Here is a 16,032-nt window from a genome sequence, read left to right on the forward strand (position 1 = left end):
GGGCTAGGGTGCGATGCCGACCCTGGAAGGTCTCGGGGTCGCCCCCTGCGGGCTCTCCTCCCGCAGACCGACCCGGGTCTGCTCCCTGTGCGGCCCCGCCGCGTCGCGCCCCCTCGCCCGCGCCGCACGGTTCCCGGCCGTCGGCTCCGTCACTCCCCGCCGCGCCGCCGCGCGCCGCAGCGCCGCCCGCAGCGGCGGGTAGAACAGCACGTGGGCCAGCGGCACCCCCGCCGCGTTGAGCATCGCGGCGTCGACGTTCACCACGTGTCCGGGCACTCCGCTCTGGAGCAGCTCGACCAGGAGCGAGATCAGGGTGCCCGCCACGACCATCTGGGCGCCGCTGCGTACCAGCCCCCGGTGCAGTCGGCAGGTGAGCAGCGGCAGCAGCACGCCCAGCGGGGCGAGCAGCAGCAGCTCGCCCCCGATGCCCTCCAGCATCGCCCGCGGCCCGGCGGCGAGATCGGCCCGGATGCTGTCGAACGGATGCAGGTTGGCAGGTGACACCCACGCCACCGAGCGTGGACGCAGCGTCAGCAGACCGACGATGAGGAGGTGCCCGATGAGCAGGACGGCTCCTGCTGTGCGGATACGGGATACGAAGACGGCGCTGGGGCCATGACGCTGCACGCGGTGAAGGACGCGGACACGGCCTGCCGCGGTTCCGCTTGGCGGTGTGAGCCGCTGCACGGCGGGCCCGGCGGCCCGGGCTCGCGTACGGCGGTGCGGGCTCCCGTACGGCGGTGTGCGCCGTCGCGGGGCAGCCTCAGACCGGGGCTCCCGCCGTCGCGGCGGCCTCGGGGCTGCCGCGCAGGGCCGTGCCGCACTCGAAGCGCTGGAGCGGCTTCGCGTCGGGCCCGGCCGGGCCGCCCAGGACGACCGAGCCGTCGTCGCCGGACGCGCCGTTCTCCGTGTACGTGCAGACCAGCTGGGCGAGCGCGAAGGACGGCAGTTCGTCCAGGGGGATGTTCAGGCGGAGGGCGCGCCCGGGGTCGCGGCCGCTGCCCGCGGTGACCTCGAGTTCGCGCGGTACCGCGCTCTCGAAGCCCGCCGAGCGCTCGTCGGACCCCGGCTGCTCCTGCAACTCGTCGAGCAGGGCGCGGGCGAAGGACATCCGGTTCTCCGGAAGCTGTACGGTGCGCTCGACCGGGGCCACCCGGGAGCCGCACACCAGGAAGACGCGTACGGTGGCGCCGTCCGGCACCGAGACGCTGTCACTGCCCGGCACGACGCACGCCACCCGGGAGGGCGCGGCACCGGCGTCCACCGGGACGGAGGTCGAGCGGATACCGCAGCCGGATATCGCCGTGCCGAGCGTGATCACGCTCGCGGTGAGGGCCGCGAGGCGTATGCGGCGCGGACTCATCTGTCGTTCCCCTTGTCGTCACGCACGTCCCGCTGGCCACGCTGATTCCGCTCGCCGCTCCGGCCGCGCTTCCGGCCGCCGCGGCCCCGGCCCAGCCAGCCCCGGCGGCCTTCGCCGCCGTCCTGGGCGGGGCCACCGGCGCCGTCCGCGCTGCCCGCGCCGTCCGGATCGTCGTCCGCACCGGCCGCGTCCGGATCGCCCGCCAGCCCGCCGTCCTGGTCCCGGCTCCCGCCCGCCGCGGCCAGCCCGCTCGCGTCGCGCGGCAGCCGCAGGGTGAACACCGCCCCGTGCTCGGCCTCCGCGCTGTTGTGCGCGGTGATCTCGCCGCCGTGGATGTGCGCGTTCTCCAGCGCGATCGACAGCCCCAGGCCGCTGCCCTCCGAGCGCGGCCGGGACGCGCTCGCCTTGTAGAAGCGGTCGAAGACGTGCGGCAGCACGTCCTGCGGGATGCCGGGTCCGTGGTCGGCAACCTCGATGAGCAGCTCGTCCACGCCGTGGGCGGCCCGCTCCGTACGCACCGACACCCGTACGGGGGACCCGCCGTGCTTGAGCGCGTTCCCGATGAGGTTGGCCAGGATGACGTCGAGGCGGCGCGGGTCGAGCGTCGCCACGATGCCCCGGTCCGCGTCCAGCTCCACCGCGTCCAGCCAGGCCCGCGCGTCGATGCAGGCGGTCACCTGGTCGGCGACGTCGACCGCGTCGACCACCAGCTTGGCGGTCCCCGCGTCGAAGCGGGTGACCTCCATCAGGTTCTCCACCAGGTCGCCCAGCCGCCGGGTCTCGCTCACCACCAGGCCCACCGCGGGCGCGATCATCGGGTCGAGGTTGTCCTGCTCCTCCTCCAGCACCTCGGTGACCGCCGAGATGGCGGTGAGCGGTGTCCGCAGCTCGTGCGACATGTCCGCGACGAAGCGCCGCGAGGAGGACTCGCGGGCGCTCAGCTCCGCGACGCGGCTCTCCAGCGCCTCGGCGGTCCGGTTGAACGTCCGTGACAGTTCGGCGAGTTCGTCCGTACCGGAGACCTTCAGCCGGGTGTCGAGCTTGCCCTCGCCCAGCCGCCGGGCCGCGTCCCCCAGCCGCCGCACCGGGCGCAGCACGGTCGTGGCCGCGGCCTGCGCCAGCAGCATCGCGCCGATCAGCGCCAGGCCGGTGGCGATGCTGAGCGACCACGCCAGCGAGTTGAGGTCGTCGCGCTCGGGGGCGAGCGACTTGAGCATGTAGCCCGTGGGTGTCGGCTGCTCGCCGATCAGCTTGCCGCCGCCGATCAGCAGCGGCTCCTCGTCGCGGGTGATCCGCTGCCAGTACAGGTGGTACGGGTGCTTGTTCCCGTCCCCGACCGAGCGTTTCTCGTCCACCACGTCGCGCAGCGCGGCGGGCACGTCCTGCATGGTGAAGTCGCGCGCGTCGGAGGCGACCGCGCAGGGCCGCCCGTCCCGCCCCTCGCCCAGCAGCACGACCTCGTAGCTCTGGGTGGAGTTGGCCATCCGCACCGCCGCCTCGCGCAGCTGGTCGCAGTCGAACCGGCGGGGCAGCTGGCCGGCGTTGTCCTCCATGGTCTTGCGGAAGTCGTTGAGCGCGGCGTTCTGCGTGCGGGTCAGCACCGCGTCGCGGTTGAGCCAGTACGCGATGCCGCTGGCCGAGACCGCCGCCGTCAGGGCCACCAGCGCGAAGACGACGACGAGCCGCAGCCGCAGGGTGGGCAGTATGCCCGCCACCCGGTCACGCAGGCGGCCGGGCGGGGCGTCGCTCACCGCGCGGTCCCGTCCGTCTCCCCGGGGGCCCCGCCCGCTCCGTACGCGTCGCTCACGAGGGCGCGTCCAGCCGGTAGCCGACACCGCGCACCGTGCGGATCAGAGTGGGCGACGACGGCACGTCCTCGACCTTCGCCCGCAGCCGCTGCACGCAGGCGTCGACCAGCCGCGAGTCCCCCAGGTAGTCGTGCTCCCACACCAGCCGCAGCAGCTGCTGCCGGGAGAGCGCCTGGCCGGGCCGCCTGCTCAGCTCCAGCAGCAGTCGCAGCTCGGTGGGTGTCAGCTGCAGGTCTTCGCCGTTCTTGGTCACCGTCATCGCGGAACGGTCGATGACCAGCGAGCCGAACGACGCCGAGTCGTTGGCCTCCCGCTCCCCGCGCCGCATGACCGCGCGGATACGGGCGTCGAGCACCCGGCCCTGCACGGGCTTGACGACGTAGTCGTCGGCGCCCGACTCCAGGCCCACGACCACGTCGATGTCGTCGCTGCGCGCGGTCAGCAGGATGATCGGGAGCTGGTCGGTGCGCCGGATGCGGCGGCACACCTCGAAGCCGTCGATGCCGGGCAGCATCACGTCCAGCACGATCAGGTCGGGACGCTGTTCGCGCAGCAGTTTGAGCCCGTCCTCACCGGACGCGGCGGTCACCACGCGGTGGCCCTGGCGGGTCAGGCTCATCTCCAGGGCGGTACGGACAGCGTCGTCATCCTCGATCAGCAACAGAAAAGCCACGCGCGCCATTCTGTCTCATGCCCCCCTCCGACTTCGACCGCGAGGGCGGGACAAGCCTCCGCGCGGGCGCGGAACGGGACGATTGTGCCTGTGACAGCCCTGTGACAGATGGGGAACCCGGTGATGAAACTGGCCCGGCAATGTTTTCCCCAGCAAGCCGACGACGGGCCGGGTCCACGAGGGGGGCGCGAGATGAACACACTGCACAGCACCACCACCAGCGCAGTTATTCACACGCGTCTGCACACCCCGGCGGTTCCCGCTGCCCGTGTCGCGGAGAAGTCCGGTGCTGTGGGCGGGCGGGGGTGCGCTCGCGGCACCGGGCGCAAGCGGCCATCACACATAGCCGCAGTGGAGGGCCTCGGGGGAATCGGGGGACTCGGGGGCGAGGCCCAGGGGGGAACACGGGGGAAGGGCGAGTACAGGGAGGGCTCGGGGGAGCCGCGTGAGAACGCGTCGGAGGCGGAGTTCACCGCCTACGTACGTGAGCGCCGCGCCTCCCTGTACGCCACCGCCTACCACCTGACCGGGGACCGCTTCGAGGCCGAGGACCTGCTCCAGAGCGCGCTCTTCTCCACCTACCGCGCCTGGGACCGCATCACGGACAAGGCCGCCGTAGGCGGATATCTCCGGCGGACCATGACGAACCTGCACATCAGCGCCTGGCGTCGGCGCAAGCTGAACGAGTACCCGACGGAGGAGCTGCCCGAGACGCCCTCCGCCGACCACGACGCGATGCGCGGCACCGAACTGCGCGCCGTCCTGTGGCAGGCGCTCGCGCGGCTCCCGGAGACGCAGCGCACCATGCTCGTCCTGCGCTACTACGAGGGCCGTACGGACCCGGAGATCGCGGACATCCTGAACATCAGCGTCGGCACCGTGAAGAGCAGCATCTGGCGCTCGCTCCGCCGCCTTCGCGACGACGACGTGCTCAGCTTCGGCCAGGACCAGGAAGAGTCCTTCGGCGAACTGGTCGCCTGAGCCCGGACGCCGCCGGGTGACCGGCGGTGCCCGAGGCGCGGGTGGGGGAACGGGGGAGACGGGGGAACGGGGGCGCAAGGGAGAGCAGCGGGTCCGGCCGGCCGGGGGGTTCGGCGGGGCCCGCTCTTTCCTGTGCGGTCCGGGCTCCCGGGCCGGGTGCCGCACGCCGGGCCGGGTGCGTCACGCCAGGGCCGCGGGCCTCACGTCCGCGCCGCCGGCCGGGGTGCGGCGGTGCCCGTCGCCAGCCCGGCGATCCGCCCCATCGCCTCGTCCCGTGCGCACGGGTACGCGCCCAGCGCCCGGTGCCGCTGCACGATCGCACCCTCCGACCGCATCAGCCCCCAGCCCCGGCGTACCAGGAACGGCACGGACTTGCGCCCCTCGCGCACGTCCCGCAGCAGCCGCCGCCGGAAGGTGGTGAAGGGCCGCCCGCGCAGGCAGATGACGTCCGCGAGCAGACCGAGCGCCGTGCAGCGCGCGGCGATGTCCGCCGCGAAGATCCCCTCGGCGACGAACAGCGGCGCCCCGTCGAGCGTCAGCTCCGCCTCGCCGGTGCGGGCGTTGGCCGCGATGTCGTAGACCGGCACGCTCGCCCGCCCCCGCGTACACAGCGCGGCCACGGCTGCCACCGCCGCGTCCGCGTCCCAGGAGGCCGGGTCGTCCCAGTCCGCGGCGCCGCCGGGCAGGAGGGGGAGCGTGGGGTCGTCCCCCTCCTTGTAGAAGTCGTCCAGCCGCAGCACCGGCAGGCGGGCGCGGGCGGCGAGCCGGGACTTGCCGGAGCCGGAGGGGCCGGTCAGCAGGACCACGCGGGCCGCGGGGGCCGTCGGCGCGGTGCTGTCGCTGTCACTGTCGCTGTCGGGGCGGGCGGCACGTGGGTTCACGGGAGACGATTCTCGCGCATCCCGCCGCCAATGCCCCCGCCCCGGTCGCGGACTACTGCGCGGAAACCGGCCTGCCGCCCTCCAGCAGGGTCTTGAGGGCGGAGAGGATCATGACCCAGCCGCCGCTGACGCTCGCCAGCATCCTGCTGTCGGGCCGGTCGAACCCGTCGTGCGTGAGGGTCAGTTTGACGCCCAGCTCCGGCACCTCGGCCTCCTCGATGTCGAAGGCGACCCGCGACCGCTCGGTGCGCGCGAGCGCGAACTCCTCGGCCGTGAGCCCCAGCATCTCCTGGTGCATCGGCTGGAGGGTGTGCCAGGTGTACGCCAGCCGCTTGCCCGGCTCGGCTTCCAGCACGCGCTGGCCCAGCTCCTCGAACCCGCCCTCGGGCGCGGACTTCCAGCGGACCGGGGTGCCCACCTCCCAGGTCGACTCGGGACCGGTGCCGCCGAAGTAGATCCGGATCAGCTCGGGGTCGGTCAGCGCGGTGTACAGCTTGTCCGCGGTGGTCTGGATGTAGGTGACGTAGACGAACTCGGGTTTGCTCATCGTCGTTCCTTCCAGCGAATGTCTGAGTGCGGTGAGCGCGTCCAGGCGGCCGTGCTCGTACTGGCCTATCCAGCGGTCCGCTATCTCGTGGAGGGGCACGGGGTTGAGGTAGTGGAGCTTGCGGCGCCCGTGGCGTACGGCGGTGATCAGATCGGCCGCCGCCAGCACCGCGAGGTGCTTGCTCACCGCCTGTCTGCTCATCTCCAGGCCCTCGCACAGCTCCCGCAGGCTCTGCCCGTTACGCGCATTGAGTCTGTCCAGCAGCCGCCTGCGGCTCGCATCGCCGAGTGCCTTGAACACCGCGTCCATGCTCCACCTCTCGTGTAACAGATTGGCAACCAAAGGGTTGCCTGTCAAACGCCCCGCCCGGCTCAGGTCCGCGCCGTGGCCCTTGCCCTCGGTCAACCGCAGCCTCCTGCAAGCTCGTTCACGTCGAGTGATCAGAAATGTACGGGGGAGCTGTTACGTGCGGAGGCGGAACGATGTTCCGTTCGCTGCGTGCGTCTCGTCCCGGGCTTCCTGCCCTTACGCGACGCCATCCGGACCTACGGCGGTTGCCTGCGCAACGCGGCGGAACGCGCCCGGCGGCGGGGGCGCCGCCACGGGACGGGCCGCACCGGAGACAGCAGCCGGTGCGGCCCGTGACGTGCGGCTCGCGCGTGCGCCAGGCGGGGTGGGTGTGGGGGTGGGGTCAGACCCTGCTCACCGGTCTCAGCTCGCAGCGGCCGTCCACGCAGGTGCGCTCCAGGCGCCCCCGCGAGAGGGTCTCCCGCAGCCCGAGGACCCAGCAGGCCGGACACCCGCGCAGGGCGACCAGCCCGGCCGGTGCCAGCAGCAGGCTCCATGGCCCGACCGCCGTGAGGAGAGCGACCGAGGCGATCAGCGCACCGAAGCCCAGCACCCCGCGCACCAGATGCCGGGGCAGCGAGCTGCTGGCGAAACTCCGCTGCGCACTCACCGCCCCTCGCCTCCCCGCAGTGGGTCGGGCTGCTCGCGCAGCACCCGCTGGACGGTCGCGCGCGCCCGGTGCAGGCGCGACTTCATCGCGGGGACGCTGAGGCCGAGCGCGTCGGCGGCCAGCCGCCCGCTCCAGCCCTGCACGTCCCGCATGATCAGCACCTGCCGCTGCTCGGCGGGCAGCGCGGCGATGGCCCGCGCCACCCGCTCGGCCTCCAGCCGCCGCAGCGCCTCCGCCTCCGCCGACGGCGCGGCGGCCCCCTTGGCTTCGTCGGCCGGGCCGCCGTACGCCGGGCGGTGGCGTAGGGCGCTCCGGGACCGCCGCAGGCACTCGTTGCGCACGATGCGGAACATCCACGATGCCAGCGCGGCCGAGGCCCGCAGCGTCCCGATCTTGCGGTAGAGGATGATCAGCGCCTCCTGCGCCGCGTCCTCGGCGTCCTCGGGCGAGGCGCAGAGCGAGTGCGCGAACCCGCGTACGTGCCGGTGCGAGCCGGACACCAGCGCGGCGATCGACTCCAGGTCACCACCCCGCGCAGCGACGACCAACTCCTCTCCGGGCCAGCCGGTCTCAGCCACGGGACCGGCCCCGCCCGCGCAGCACCGCGACAGCACACAGGCACACCAGCACCGCTCCGACGGCGACGATCACACCTACGACCACGACGGCCTCCTCTCCCCGTACCGGCACTCTGCCGACACGGCTATGAGAGACCCGCACCGCACGAAAGGATTCACCCCCGCCCCACGTGCGCCTCCCGCTTGAGGTACGCGAACAGCACGCGGTACGCCTCCGGCATCCCGGCCAGCACGGTCCCGGGTGCGTCACTCTCCCGGAGCCGCACACCGCCGTCCGGCGCGAGCGCCAGCTCGACGCACGCGCTGTTGGGGTCGCTGCTGCTGTAGCTGGACTTCTGCCAGCCGGACTCGGGCACGTGCGTCCTCCTACAGGATGTACAGCAGGTGCTGCACGAGCCGGTACGTGCTGTCGTCGTGCAACTCCGCCGGGTCGAGGGGGTCATGGGCCACGGTACCGAGGCGCTGGAACGCGGCCGTGAACCGTGCCACGGATTCCTGGTCGCCCAGGAAGGTGGAGGCCGCGGGATGCTCCAGGTGGACGGTGCGTAGCTCGGTGGCCGCCGCGCCGAAGACGGTGAACGGCGCCCCGGGCCCTGCCGCGACCTCGGCGCGGAAGGGGAGCAACTGCACCGTCACATTGGGGAATTGACACACCTCCACAAGGTAGTCGAGCTGCTCGCGCATGATTCTTCGGTCCACGAAGCGCATGTGGAAGGCCGCTTCGTGGATCACGGCCTGGTAGCGCGGCAGCGGCTCCTCGGTGAGCACGGCCTGACGGCGCAACCGGAACTCGACGAACCGTTCGAGGTCCTCGGCAGGCAGCGGGGGCTCGCTGTTCGCGAACAGGGCGCGCATGTAGTCGGCGGTCTGGAGCAGGCCGGGCACGTACATCCACTGGAAGTCGGCGTGGGAGGTGGCCGTCGACTCCAGCTCGGCGAGATCACGGAGGCGATCGCCGGTGTGCCGCCGGTACTCCGACCACCAGCCCTTGCCGGTGGAACGGGTCATGACGGCCAGCGCGTCGGCCAGTTGCGAACCCGCGCAGCCGTAGAACGCGAGGAGTGTGCGCACCTTCTCCTCCGGGATGTGGGTGCGCCCCGCCTCCACGTCACTCATGTGGTTCCTGCGGATGCCCACCCGCTCACCGGCCTCGGCGGCCGACAGGCCGGCCTTCTCACGCAGCCGTCGCAACTCCTGGCCCAGGCGGCGCTGTCGCTGACTCGGGTTCACTCGTAGGCCCATGCCTCAACTTCCCTACTGACTGGCGGCAGCCGTCCGGTGAACGCGGCAGGCGCCACTCCATCGAGTGAATCTTGGCAACATGGTTGTACCTGTACCCCGAAATGACCTTAGCGTTCGGAGTCTTACCCCCGGACCGGCGTGAGCGCGCGCGCAGGTGTGGCGACAGAGCCGTCGGCCGGGTCAGATCATGAGGAGCCCCCCATGTGCCCTGCCCTCACGCGCCCTGCCGTCAACGACGTCAGCCTCACCTTCCCGCCCGATCCCGTCTGGGTGCGCAACGCGCGGGACGCGGTGCGTACGGGCATGCGGAGCGTCGTGCCAGGGCGGCACGAACTCATCGAGACCGCGGTCCTGTTGACCTCCGAGGCCGTGACCAACGCAATCGTCGCCTCGGCCGCCAGCCTCACCCCCGCGCCCGTCGCGTTCCGCGCGGGCTGGACGCGCGACGGCGAACTGCACGTCCTCGTCCAGGACACCGCCCCGGGCCTCCCTGTCGCCCCCGGCCCCCGATCCGCCCCCGCCGACGAGTCGCAGGAGCACGGCCGCGGCCTCCTGCTCATCGCCCTCCAGGCGACCGAATGGGGCGTCTGCCGCCACGCCCCGGGCCAGGGCAAGGCGGTCTGGTTCCGGCTCGGCCTGCCCAGCTGATCGGTCGGAGCCATCGCGCACACTACCGTCCGGAGTTTCTCCGGCACGTTCCGGCGTCGGTGCCGCCGTGCGTCGCGGGTCTGCTCACCGGCCGGGGGCGGGGTGGCGGCGTAGGAGGAGGAGGGCGATGTCGTCGGCGGCGCGGCGGTCCGCCGGGGTGGCCAGGCGCTCGGCCAGGGTGGCGAGTTCGCCGTGCGGGCGGCTCAGGTGGTCGAAGCGCCGGGAGAGGGCGCGTACCGAGTGGTCGATGTCCTCGTCCGGGCGCTCCACCAGGCCGTCGGTGTACAGCAGCAGCGTGGCGCCCGGGTCCAGCCGGTGCTCGGTCACCGCGTAGGAGTCCGCGAAGCTGCCCAGCGGCAGCCCGACCGGTACGTCCAGTTCGCGTACGCCGCCGCCCGGTTCGCGCAGCAGCGGGGGGAGGTGCCCGGCGCGGGCGACGCGCAGCAGGCCCCGGTCGGCGGCGACCTCGACGACCAGGCAGGTCGCGAAGCGCTCCGTGTCCAGCTCCGCGAGGATGCGCCCCGCCCGCCAGAGCAGCGCGCCGGGGCCGAGGCCCTCGGCCGCGTACGCCTGCATGGCGACGCGCAGGTGGCCCATGACGGCGGCGGCCTTGACGCTGTGCCCCTGTACGTCGCCGATGACGAGGACGACCCGGCCGTCCGGTGCGGGCACCACGTCGTACCAGTCGCCGCCGACCTCCAGCCCTTCCGGGCTGGGCAGGTAGCGCACGGCGAGGTCGAGGCCGGGGAGTTCGGGTATCCGGCGCGGCAGCATCATGCGCTGGAGTTCCGTCAACTGCCGTCGACGCCGGTCCAGTACGCGGGCCCGGCCCAGGGCCTGGGCCAGTACGCCGGCCGCCGCGACGCACAGCGTACGGTCGTCCGCGCTGAACTCGTGCGGCTGGGCGAAGCTGATGACGCAGAGGCCGATCCGGCCCTCGTCGGACTCCAGCGGCAGCCCCGCCCAGGCGTGTTGGCCCGAAAGCAGGGGGAACTCGCGGCCGAGCAGGGACCGGTACTCCTCGCGGGAGGGGACGAAGACCGGCTGCGCCAGCAGCGTGGCCCACAGGTCGCGGTCCTCGCTGATGAGCCTGGCGGCCTCGCGCAGCACGGGCAGGTCGCGCTCCGCGTAGCCGTGCGTACCGGCGGGCACCAGGTGCTGGTCCTCCCGTACGTACACCACCAGCCGGTGCGCGCCGAGGGGCGGCAGGACGGCGTTCGCGGCGGTGTCCACCACGTCCTGGGTGGAGAGCGCGCCCACGATGCCGCGCGTCACGCTGAGGATGAACTCGCGCAGCGCCGCGTCCCGCGTCTCGCGCCGGTGTTCCTCGGTGCGGTCCTGGACGATGCCCAGGATGCCCTGGGGGCGGCCGCGCCGGTCGGTGAAGACCTGTGCCTTGGCCCGCATCCAGCGCACGGTGCCGTCGTTCGGGCGGGTGACCCGGAAGGAGGCCAGGAAGGTGCCGGAGTCCAGCCCGCCGGCGAGCGCGGTGTCGATGACGTGCCGGTCCTCGGGGTGCAGGATGCGGTAGAACGTCTCGATCCGTTCGTCGAAGTGCTGCGGATCGATGCCGCAGAGCTGGCACAGCTTCTCGTCCCAGACGACCCGGCCGGAGTCGAAGTGCCAGTCGAAGAAGCCGATGTCCGCGCCCGCGACGGCGAGTTCGAACCGGGCCGTCCGCGAGCGGCTGTCGACCATCCGCACGGTCTGCCCGAGCCGGGCGTTCGTGGTGCTGACCGGCTCGCCGTGCGACAGCAGGTGTTCGAGCCGGTGCGCGCCGACGCCGGTGAGCAGGTCCAGCCGCGCGCGTTCGGCGTCGTCCGGCTGCCCGGCAACCGTACGGACCAGCACGCTGCCCAGCGCCGTGCCGTCGATCAGCAGCGGCCAGCTGGCGAAGCCGGTGTCCGCGCGGTGCTCCTCGGCCTCCGCGCAGCCCCAGGCGTACTCTTCGGCGGTGCCGATGACGGGCGCCCGCTCGCGGACGGCGCGGGCCGTGGGCAGCTCGGCGTCGGCGGGGAGGGAGTGGAGGCGCTCGAACAGCTCGGGCCCGTAGCCCCGGCTGGTCGCCAGCCGCAGCCTGCGGTCGTCCTGGCGCAGGTAGACCGCGCCGTGGGTGCTGCCGAGCGCGGCCAGGCAGGCGTCCAGTACGGCGTCGAGCAGCTCGGCGGTCTCCGTGCACGACAGGAGCCGCTGCGCCGTGACGGCCGCCCACTCCACCGCCGGTTCGGACTCGTCGGTGGCAGCGGTGGCAGCGGTGGCGCGCGGTTTGGCGACAGGCGTATCCATCGGCACCTCGATGTGGCGCTTCGTGGACTCAGCATAGGCACGCATATCGGATGTGTGCGCGGAGAGCCACCCGAAGCGGGATGAGGGGACGCTACCCGCCACCGAGGCGCTACCCTCGGTGTCCGTACGACTACACGCAACGAATCCGGCAGGTGGAATGGTGAGATCAGGCCCGCGTCACGCCCGCAGGAAGGAGCCCTGGCGCCCGCTCGCGCTGTTGCGCGCGGGGCTCACGGTCTCGGTGGCCGGCGCGGCCGTCGCCGTCGCGGGCGGTGCGGCGGCAGCCGCGCCCGCGCCGCCGGCCCAGGGCGCCCCGTCCGCCGGGTCGGCCGAGGGCGCGCCCAGGAGTCTGGGCGGCGATGCGGCGGCGTCGCTCGACACCCTCAGGAAGCACCAGCTCAACCCGCTGGCCAAGACCGGGGTGGACCCGTTGAACAACGAGGTCGGCACCCAGGTCGCCGACTTCAAGCCGGTCAGCACCGCGCTGGTCACCGGCCCGCTGGCCGAGGGCGCCTCGCTGAGCGAGCTGCGGCCCGGCTGACGCCTCGGCGGTGCCCGTGGTGCCCGTGGTGCCCGTGGTGCTGTGCAGGATCGTGGCGGATCGCGGCCATGCGGTGGCCGCGATCCGCCACGGGGCGCGTCACATGCCGACGGGGTGCCAGACCGTCTTCGTCTCCAGGAACGGCAGCATCCGCCCGGTGCCCGGGTCGGCCGCCCAGTCCTGGGCGGCGGAGGGGCGCAGGGTGCGCTTGAGGTTGTCCGCCGCCGCGGCCTCCAGCTCCGTCGCCAGGTCAGGATCCCCCGCGGCGCCCGCCAGGTCGATCGCGTTGACGTCCCGGTGCGCGGCCAGCGGCGCGGCCAGCTCCGCCGTACGGCCCGAGAGCACGTTGACCACGCCGCCCGGCAGGTCCGAGGTCGCCAGCACCTCGGCGAGCGCGAGCGCGGGCAGCGGGCGCTGCTGGGAGGTGACCAGCACCGCCGTGTTGCCGGTGACGATCACCGGGGCGAGCACGGAGACCAGGCCGAGGAAGGACGACTCCTGCGGTGCCAGTACGGCCACCACGCCGGTCGGCTCGGGGGAGGAGAGGTTGAAGAACGGGCCCGCCACCGGGTTGGCCCCGCCCGCGACCTGGGCGACCTTGTCCGACCAGCCCGCGTACCAGACCCAGCGGTCCACCGCCGCGTCCACCCGCGCCGCCGACTTCGACCGGGACAGGCCCTCCGCGGCGGCGACCTCGGCCGCGAACTGCTCCCGGCGCCCCTCCAGCATCTCCGCGATCCGGTAGAGGATCTGGCCCCTGTTGTACGCCGTCGCGCCCGACCAGCCGCCGAACGCCTTGCGCGCCGCCGACACCGCGTCCCGCGCGTCCTTGCGGGACGCACGCGGGGCGTTGGCCAGCCACTTCCCCTTGGAGTCGGTCACCTCGTACACCCGTCCGCTCTCCGAGCGGGGGAACTTGCCCCCGACGTAGAGCTTGTAGGTCTTCAGGACGCTCAGCCGCGCCGTGCTGTCAGACATCGAGGTACGCCTCCAGACCGTGCCGGCCGCCCTCGCGGCCGAAGCCCGACTCCTGGTAGCCGCCGAACGGCGACGTCGGGTCGAACTTGTTGAACGTGTTGGACCAGACGACGCCGGCGCGCAGCTGCTGCGCCACCTTCAGGATGCGCGAGCCCTTCTCCGTCCAGATGCCCGCGGAGAGTCCGTACGGCGTGTTGTTGGCCTTCGCCACCGCCTCGTCGGGGGTGCGGAAGGAGAGGACGGAGAGGACCGGGCCGAAGATCTCCTCGCGCGCGATCCGGTGCGCCTGGGTGACGTTCGTGAAGACGGTGGGGGCGAACCAGTAGCCGGAGGTGGGGAGTTCGCACGCCGGGGACCAGCGCTCGGCGCCCTCCGCGTCGCCGGCCGCCGCCAGTTCGGTGATCCGGGTCAGCTGTTCGGCGGAGTTGATCGCGCCGACGTCGGTGTTCTTGTCCAGCGGGTCGCCCACGCGGAGGGTGGACAGGCGCCGCTTGAGCGCGTCCAGCACCTCCTCCTGCACGGACTCCTGGACGAGCAGCCGCGAGCCCGCGCAGCACACCTGGCCCTGGTTGAAGTAGACGCCGTTGACGATGCCTTCGACGGCCTGGTCCAGCGGCGCGTCGTCGAACACGATGTTCGCGCCCTTGCCGCCCAACTCCAGCGTCAGCTTCTTGCGGGTGCCCGCGACCGTACGGGCGATCTCCTTGCCGACGGCGGTGGACCCGGTGAACGCCACCTTGTCCACGCCCTCGTGCGCCACCAGCGCGGCACCGGCCGAGCCGTCGCCGGTGATGATGTTGACGACGCCCTTGGGCAGCCCGGCCTGGCGGCAGATGTCCGCGAAGAAGAGCGCGGACAGGGGGGTGGTCTCGGCGGGCTTGAGGACGACGGTGTTGCCGGTGGCCAGCGCCGGGGCGACCTTCCAGGCGAGCATCAGCAGCGGGAAGTTCCAGGGGATGACCTGGGCCGCCACGCCCAGCGGCCGGGGGTCGGCGCCGTACCCCGCGTGGGCGAGCTTGTCGGCCCAGCCCGCGTAGTAGAAGAAGTGCGCGGCGACCAGGGGGAGATCGGCGTCGCGCGTCTCGCGGATCGGCTTGCCGTTGTCCAGCGTCTCCAGTACCGCCAGCTCGCGGGAGCGCTCCTGGAGGATGCGGGCGATGCGGAAGAGGTACTTGGCGCGTTCGGCGCCGGGCAGCGCGGACCACGCGGCGAACGCCTTGCGGGCAGCGCGCACGGCCGCGTCGACGTCCTCCGGGCCGGCCTGGGCGACCTCGGCGAGCACCTCCTCGGAGGCGGGGGCGACGGTCTTGAAGACCTTGCCGTCGCTCGCCTCGCGGAACTCGCCGTCGATGAAGTGGCCGTAGCTCGGCGCGATGTCCACGACCGTGCGGGACTCGGGCGCGGGCGCGTACGCGAACAGGCCGCCGGGCGGGGCGGGGACGCGGGCGGCGGGCGTGGCGGGCGGGGTGTCGGGGGTCATCGTGATCAGTCCACCGTCACGTAGTCGGGGCCGGAGTAGCGGCCTGAGCTGAGCTTCTGACGCTGCATCAGCAAATCGTTGAGGAGGCTGGAGGCGCCGAAGCGGAACCACTCGGGGCTCAGCCAGTCCGCGCCCAGCGTCTCGTTGACCATCACCAGGTACTTGATCGCGTCCTTGGAGGTGCGGATGCCGCCCGCGGGCTTCACGCCCACCTGCGTGCCGGTCGCGGCGCGGAAGTCGCGTACCGCCTCCAGCATCAGCAGGGTGTTGGGCGGGGTGGCGTTCACGGCGACCTTGCCGGTGGAGGTCTTGATGAAGTCGGCGCCCGCGAGCATCGCCAGCCAGGAGGCGCGGCGGATGTTGTCGTACGTCGCCAGCTCGCCGTTCTCGAAGATCACCTTGAGGTGCGCGTCCGGGCCGTCGGGACGTACGCACGCCTCCCGCACCGCCCGGATCTCCTCCAGGACCTTGAGGTAGCGGCCGGAGAGGAAGGCGCCGCGGTCGATGACCATGTCCACCTCGTCGGCCCCGGCCGCCACCGCGTCCCGGGTGTCGGCGAGCTTGACCGGCAGCGCGGCCCGGCCCGCGGGGAAGGCCGTCGCCACGGACGCCACCCGCACGCCGGAACCGGCCAGCGCGGCCTTCGCGGTGGCCGCCATGTCCGGGTACACGCAGATCGCCGCGACCTGCGGCGCGGTGCGGTCGGTGGGGTCGGGGCTGATGCCCTTGGCGCACAGCGACCGGACCTTGCCCGGGGTGTCCGCACCCTCCAGCGTGGTCAGGTCGATCATCGAGATGGCCAGGTCGATGGCGTACGCCTTGGCCGTGGTCTTGATCGAACGGGTGCCCAGGGCCGCCGCGCGGGCCTCGAGCCCCACCGCGTCGACACCGGGCAGTCCGTGCAGGAAGCGGCGCAACGAGGCGTCGGAAGCGGTCACGTCCGCCGACGGGGGCACCGCCGGCGGGGGCACGGGGGGCGCAGGGTACTCAGCAGGCATGGTCACCAGCTGAGCATATCTACACGCGTAGCGTCCTCTGTAGCGCACACCCGCGGATCGATGCCGGACC

General features: G+C 73.0%; 17 protein-coding genes. 3 read left to right on the forward strand and 14 right to left on the reverse strand.

Annotation, left to right across the window (positions count from 1 at the left end; all coding sequences use genetic code 11):
* Window positions 1-3: 3 nt before the first annotated feature.
* The 4 genes from H299_RS0106365 to afsQ1 all read right to left on the reverse strand — a co-directional run bounded on the left by H299_RS0106365 (window position 4) and on the right by afsQ1 (window position 3,844).
* Window positions 4-627: a VanZ family protein gene (locus tag H299_RS0106365; RefSeq protein ID WP_027747732.1), complete on the reverse strand. Its 624-nt coding sequence runs from the start codon at window positions 625-627 to the stop codon at window positions 4-6.
* A 136-nt stretch (window positions 628-763) separates the two neighbouring features.
* Window positions 764-1,363 carry a hypothetical protein gene (locus H299_RS32505; protein ID WP_486587170.1) on the reverse strand — a complete coding sequence of 200 codons (600 nt, stop codon included), beginning with the start codon at window positions 1,361-1,363 and terminating at the stop codon, window positions 764-766.
* Window positions 1,360-3,114: a sensor histidine kinase gene (locus H299_RS32510; RefSeq protein WP_051262182.1), complete on the reverse strand. Its 1,755-nt coding sequence runs from the start codon at window positions 3,112-3,114 to the stop codon at window positions 1,360-1,362. The genes H299_RS32505 and H299_RS32510 overlap by 4 nt, the downstream gene beginning before the upstream one ends.
* Before the next feature lie 52 nt (window positions 3,115-3,166).
* Window positions 3,167-3,844: a two-component system response regulator AfsQ1 gene (gene afsQ1, locus H299_RS0106380; protein ID WP_199782402.1), complete on the reverse strand. Its 678-nt coding sequence runs from the start codon at window positions 3,842-3,844 to the stop codon at window positions 3,167-3,169.
* A 192-nt stretch (window positions 3,845-4,036) separates the two neighbouring features.
* Between afsQ1 and H299_RS0106385 the strand changes: the two genes are divergently transcribed.
* Window positions 4,037-4,825 carry a SigE family RNA polymerase sigma factor gene (locus H299_RS0106385; protein ID WP_027747734.1) on the forward strand — a complete coding sequence of 263 codons (789 nt, stop codon included), beginning with the start codon at window positions 4,037-4,039 and terminating at the stop codon, window positions 4,823-4,825.
* 200 nt (window positions 4,826-5,025) lie between these two features.
* On the opposite strand, the gene H299_RS32515 is transcribed toward H299_RS0106385, so the two are convergent.
* From H299_RS32515 to H299_RS0106415, 6 genes are all read right to left on the reverse strand, one after another.
* A complete protein-coding gene (locus H299_RS32515; protein ID WP_486587171.1) occupies window positions 5,026-5,706 on the reverse strand; it encodes a uridine kinase family protein in 681 nt (226 codons plus the stop codon).
* Window positions 5,707-5,758: 52 nt separating this feature from the next.
* The gene (locus H299_RS0106395) at window positions 5,759-6,562 is read right to left on the reverse strand and encodes a metalloregulator ArsR/SmtB family transcription factor (RefSeq protein WP_027747735.1); all 804 of its coding nucleotides are present in this window, start codon (window positions 6,560-6,562) and stop codon (window positions 5,759-5,761) included.
* 382 nt (window positions 6,563-6,944) lie between these two features.
* Window positions 6,945-7,211 carry a hypothetical protein gene (locus tag H299_RS0106400; protein ID WP_027747736.1) on the reverse strand — a complete coding sequence of 89 codons (267 nt, stop codon included), beginning with the start codon at window positions 7,209-7,211 and terminating at the stop codon, window positions 6,945-6,947.
* The gene (locus H299_RS0106405; RefSeq protein WP_027747737.1) at window positions 7,208-7,789 is read right to left on the reverse strand and encodes an RNA polymerase sigma factor; all 582 of its coding nucleotides are present in this window, start codon (window positions 7,787-7,789) and stop codon (window positions 7,208-7,210) included. The genes H299_RS0106400 and H299_RS0106405 overlap by 4 nt, the downstream gene beginning before the upstream one ends.
* A gap of 155 nt (window positions 7,790-7,944) precedes the next feature.
* Window positions 7,945-8,145: a DUF397 domain-containing protein gene (locus H299_RS0106410; protein ID WP_027747738.1), complete on the reverse strand. Its 201-nt coding sequence runs from the start codon at window positions 8,143-8,145 to the stop codon at window positions 7,945-7,947.
* 10 nt (window positions 8,146-8,155) lie between these two features.
* Window positions 8,156-9,031, reverse strand: a complete 876-nt coding sequence (locus tag H299_RS0106415) for a Scr1 family TA system antitoxin-like transcriptional regulator (RefSeq protein WP_027747739.1) — start codon at window positions 9,029-9,031, stop codon at window positions 8,156-8,158.
* A gap of 201 nt (window positions 9,032-9,232) precedes the next feature.
* On the opposite strand from H299_RS0106415, the gene H299_RS0106420 reads away from it, so the two are divergent.
* Window positions 9,233-9,679 carry an ATP-binding protein gene (locus tag H299_RS0106420; protein WP_027747740.1) on the forward strand — a complete coding sequence of 149 codons (447 nt, stop codon included), beginning with the start codon at window positions 9,233-9,235 and terminating at the stop codon, window positions 9,677-9,679.
* An 84-nt stretch (window positions 9,680-9,763) separates the two neighbouring features.
* Here H299_RS0106420 and H299_RS32520 read toward each other — a convergent pair whose 3' ends face one another.
* A complete protein-coding gene (locus H299_RS32520) occupies window positions 9,764-12,010 on the reverse strand; it encodes a SpoIIE family protein phosphatase (protein ID WP_051262183.1) in 2,247 nt (748 codons plus the stop codon).
* A gap of 112 nt (window positions 12,011-12,122) precedes the next feature.
* Between H299_RS32520 and H299_RS0106430 the strand changes: the two genes are divergently transcribed.
* Window positions 12,123-12,506 (forward strand): hypothetical protein, encoded by a 384-nt coding sequence (locus tag H299_RS0106430; RefSeq protein WP_027747741.1) that lies wholly within the window; start codon window positions 12,123-12,125, stop codon window positions 12,504-12,506.
* Between the two features lie 99 nt (window positions 12,507-12,605).
* On the opposite strand, the gene H299_RS0106435 is transcribed toward H299_RS0106430, so the two are convergent.
* Genes H299_RS0106435 through deoC form a run of 3 tightly spaced genes read right to left on the reverse strand, consistent with a single transcriptional unit; the run spans window position 12,606 to window position 15,962 of the window.
* Window positions 12,606-13,484, reverse strand: coding sequence for an aldehyde dehydrogenase family protein (locus H299_RS0106435; RefSeq protein WP_027747742.1), 879 nt, complete (start codon window positions 13,482-13,484; stop codon window positions 12,606-12,608).
* The gene (locus H299_RS0106440) at window positions 13,477-14,964 is read right to left on the reverse strand and encodes an aldehyde dehydrogenase family protein (RefSeq protein WP_078512513.1); all 1,488 of its coding nucleotides are present in this window, start codon (window positions 14,962-14,964) and stop codon (window positions 13,477-13,479) included. Before H299_RS0106440 ends, H299_RS0106435 begins: the two co-directional genes overlap by 8 nt.
* A gap of 5 nt (window positions 14,965-14,969) precedes the next feature.
* Window positions 14,970-15,962, reverse strand: coding sequence for a deoxyribose-phosphate aldolase (gene deoC / locus H299_RS0106445; RefSeq protein WP_051262184.1), 993 nt, complete (start codon window positions 15,960-15,962; stop codon window positions 14,970-14,972).
* Window positions 15,963-16,032: the final 70 nt, after the last annotated feature.

This window comes from Streptomyces sp. CNH287 (assembly GCF_000424825.1).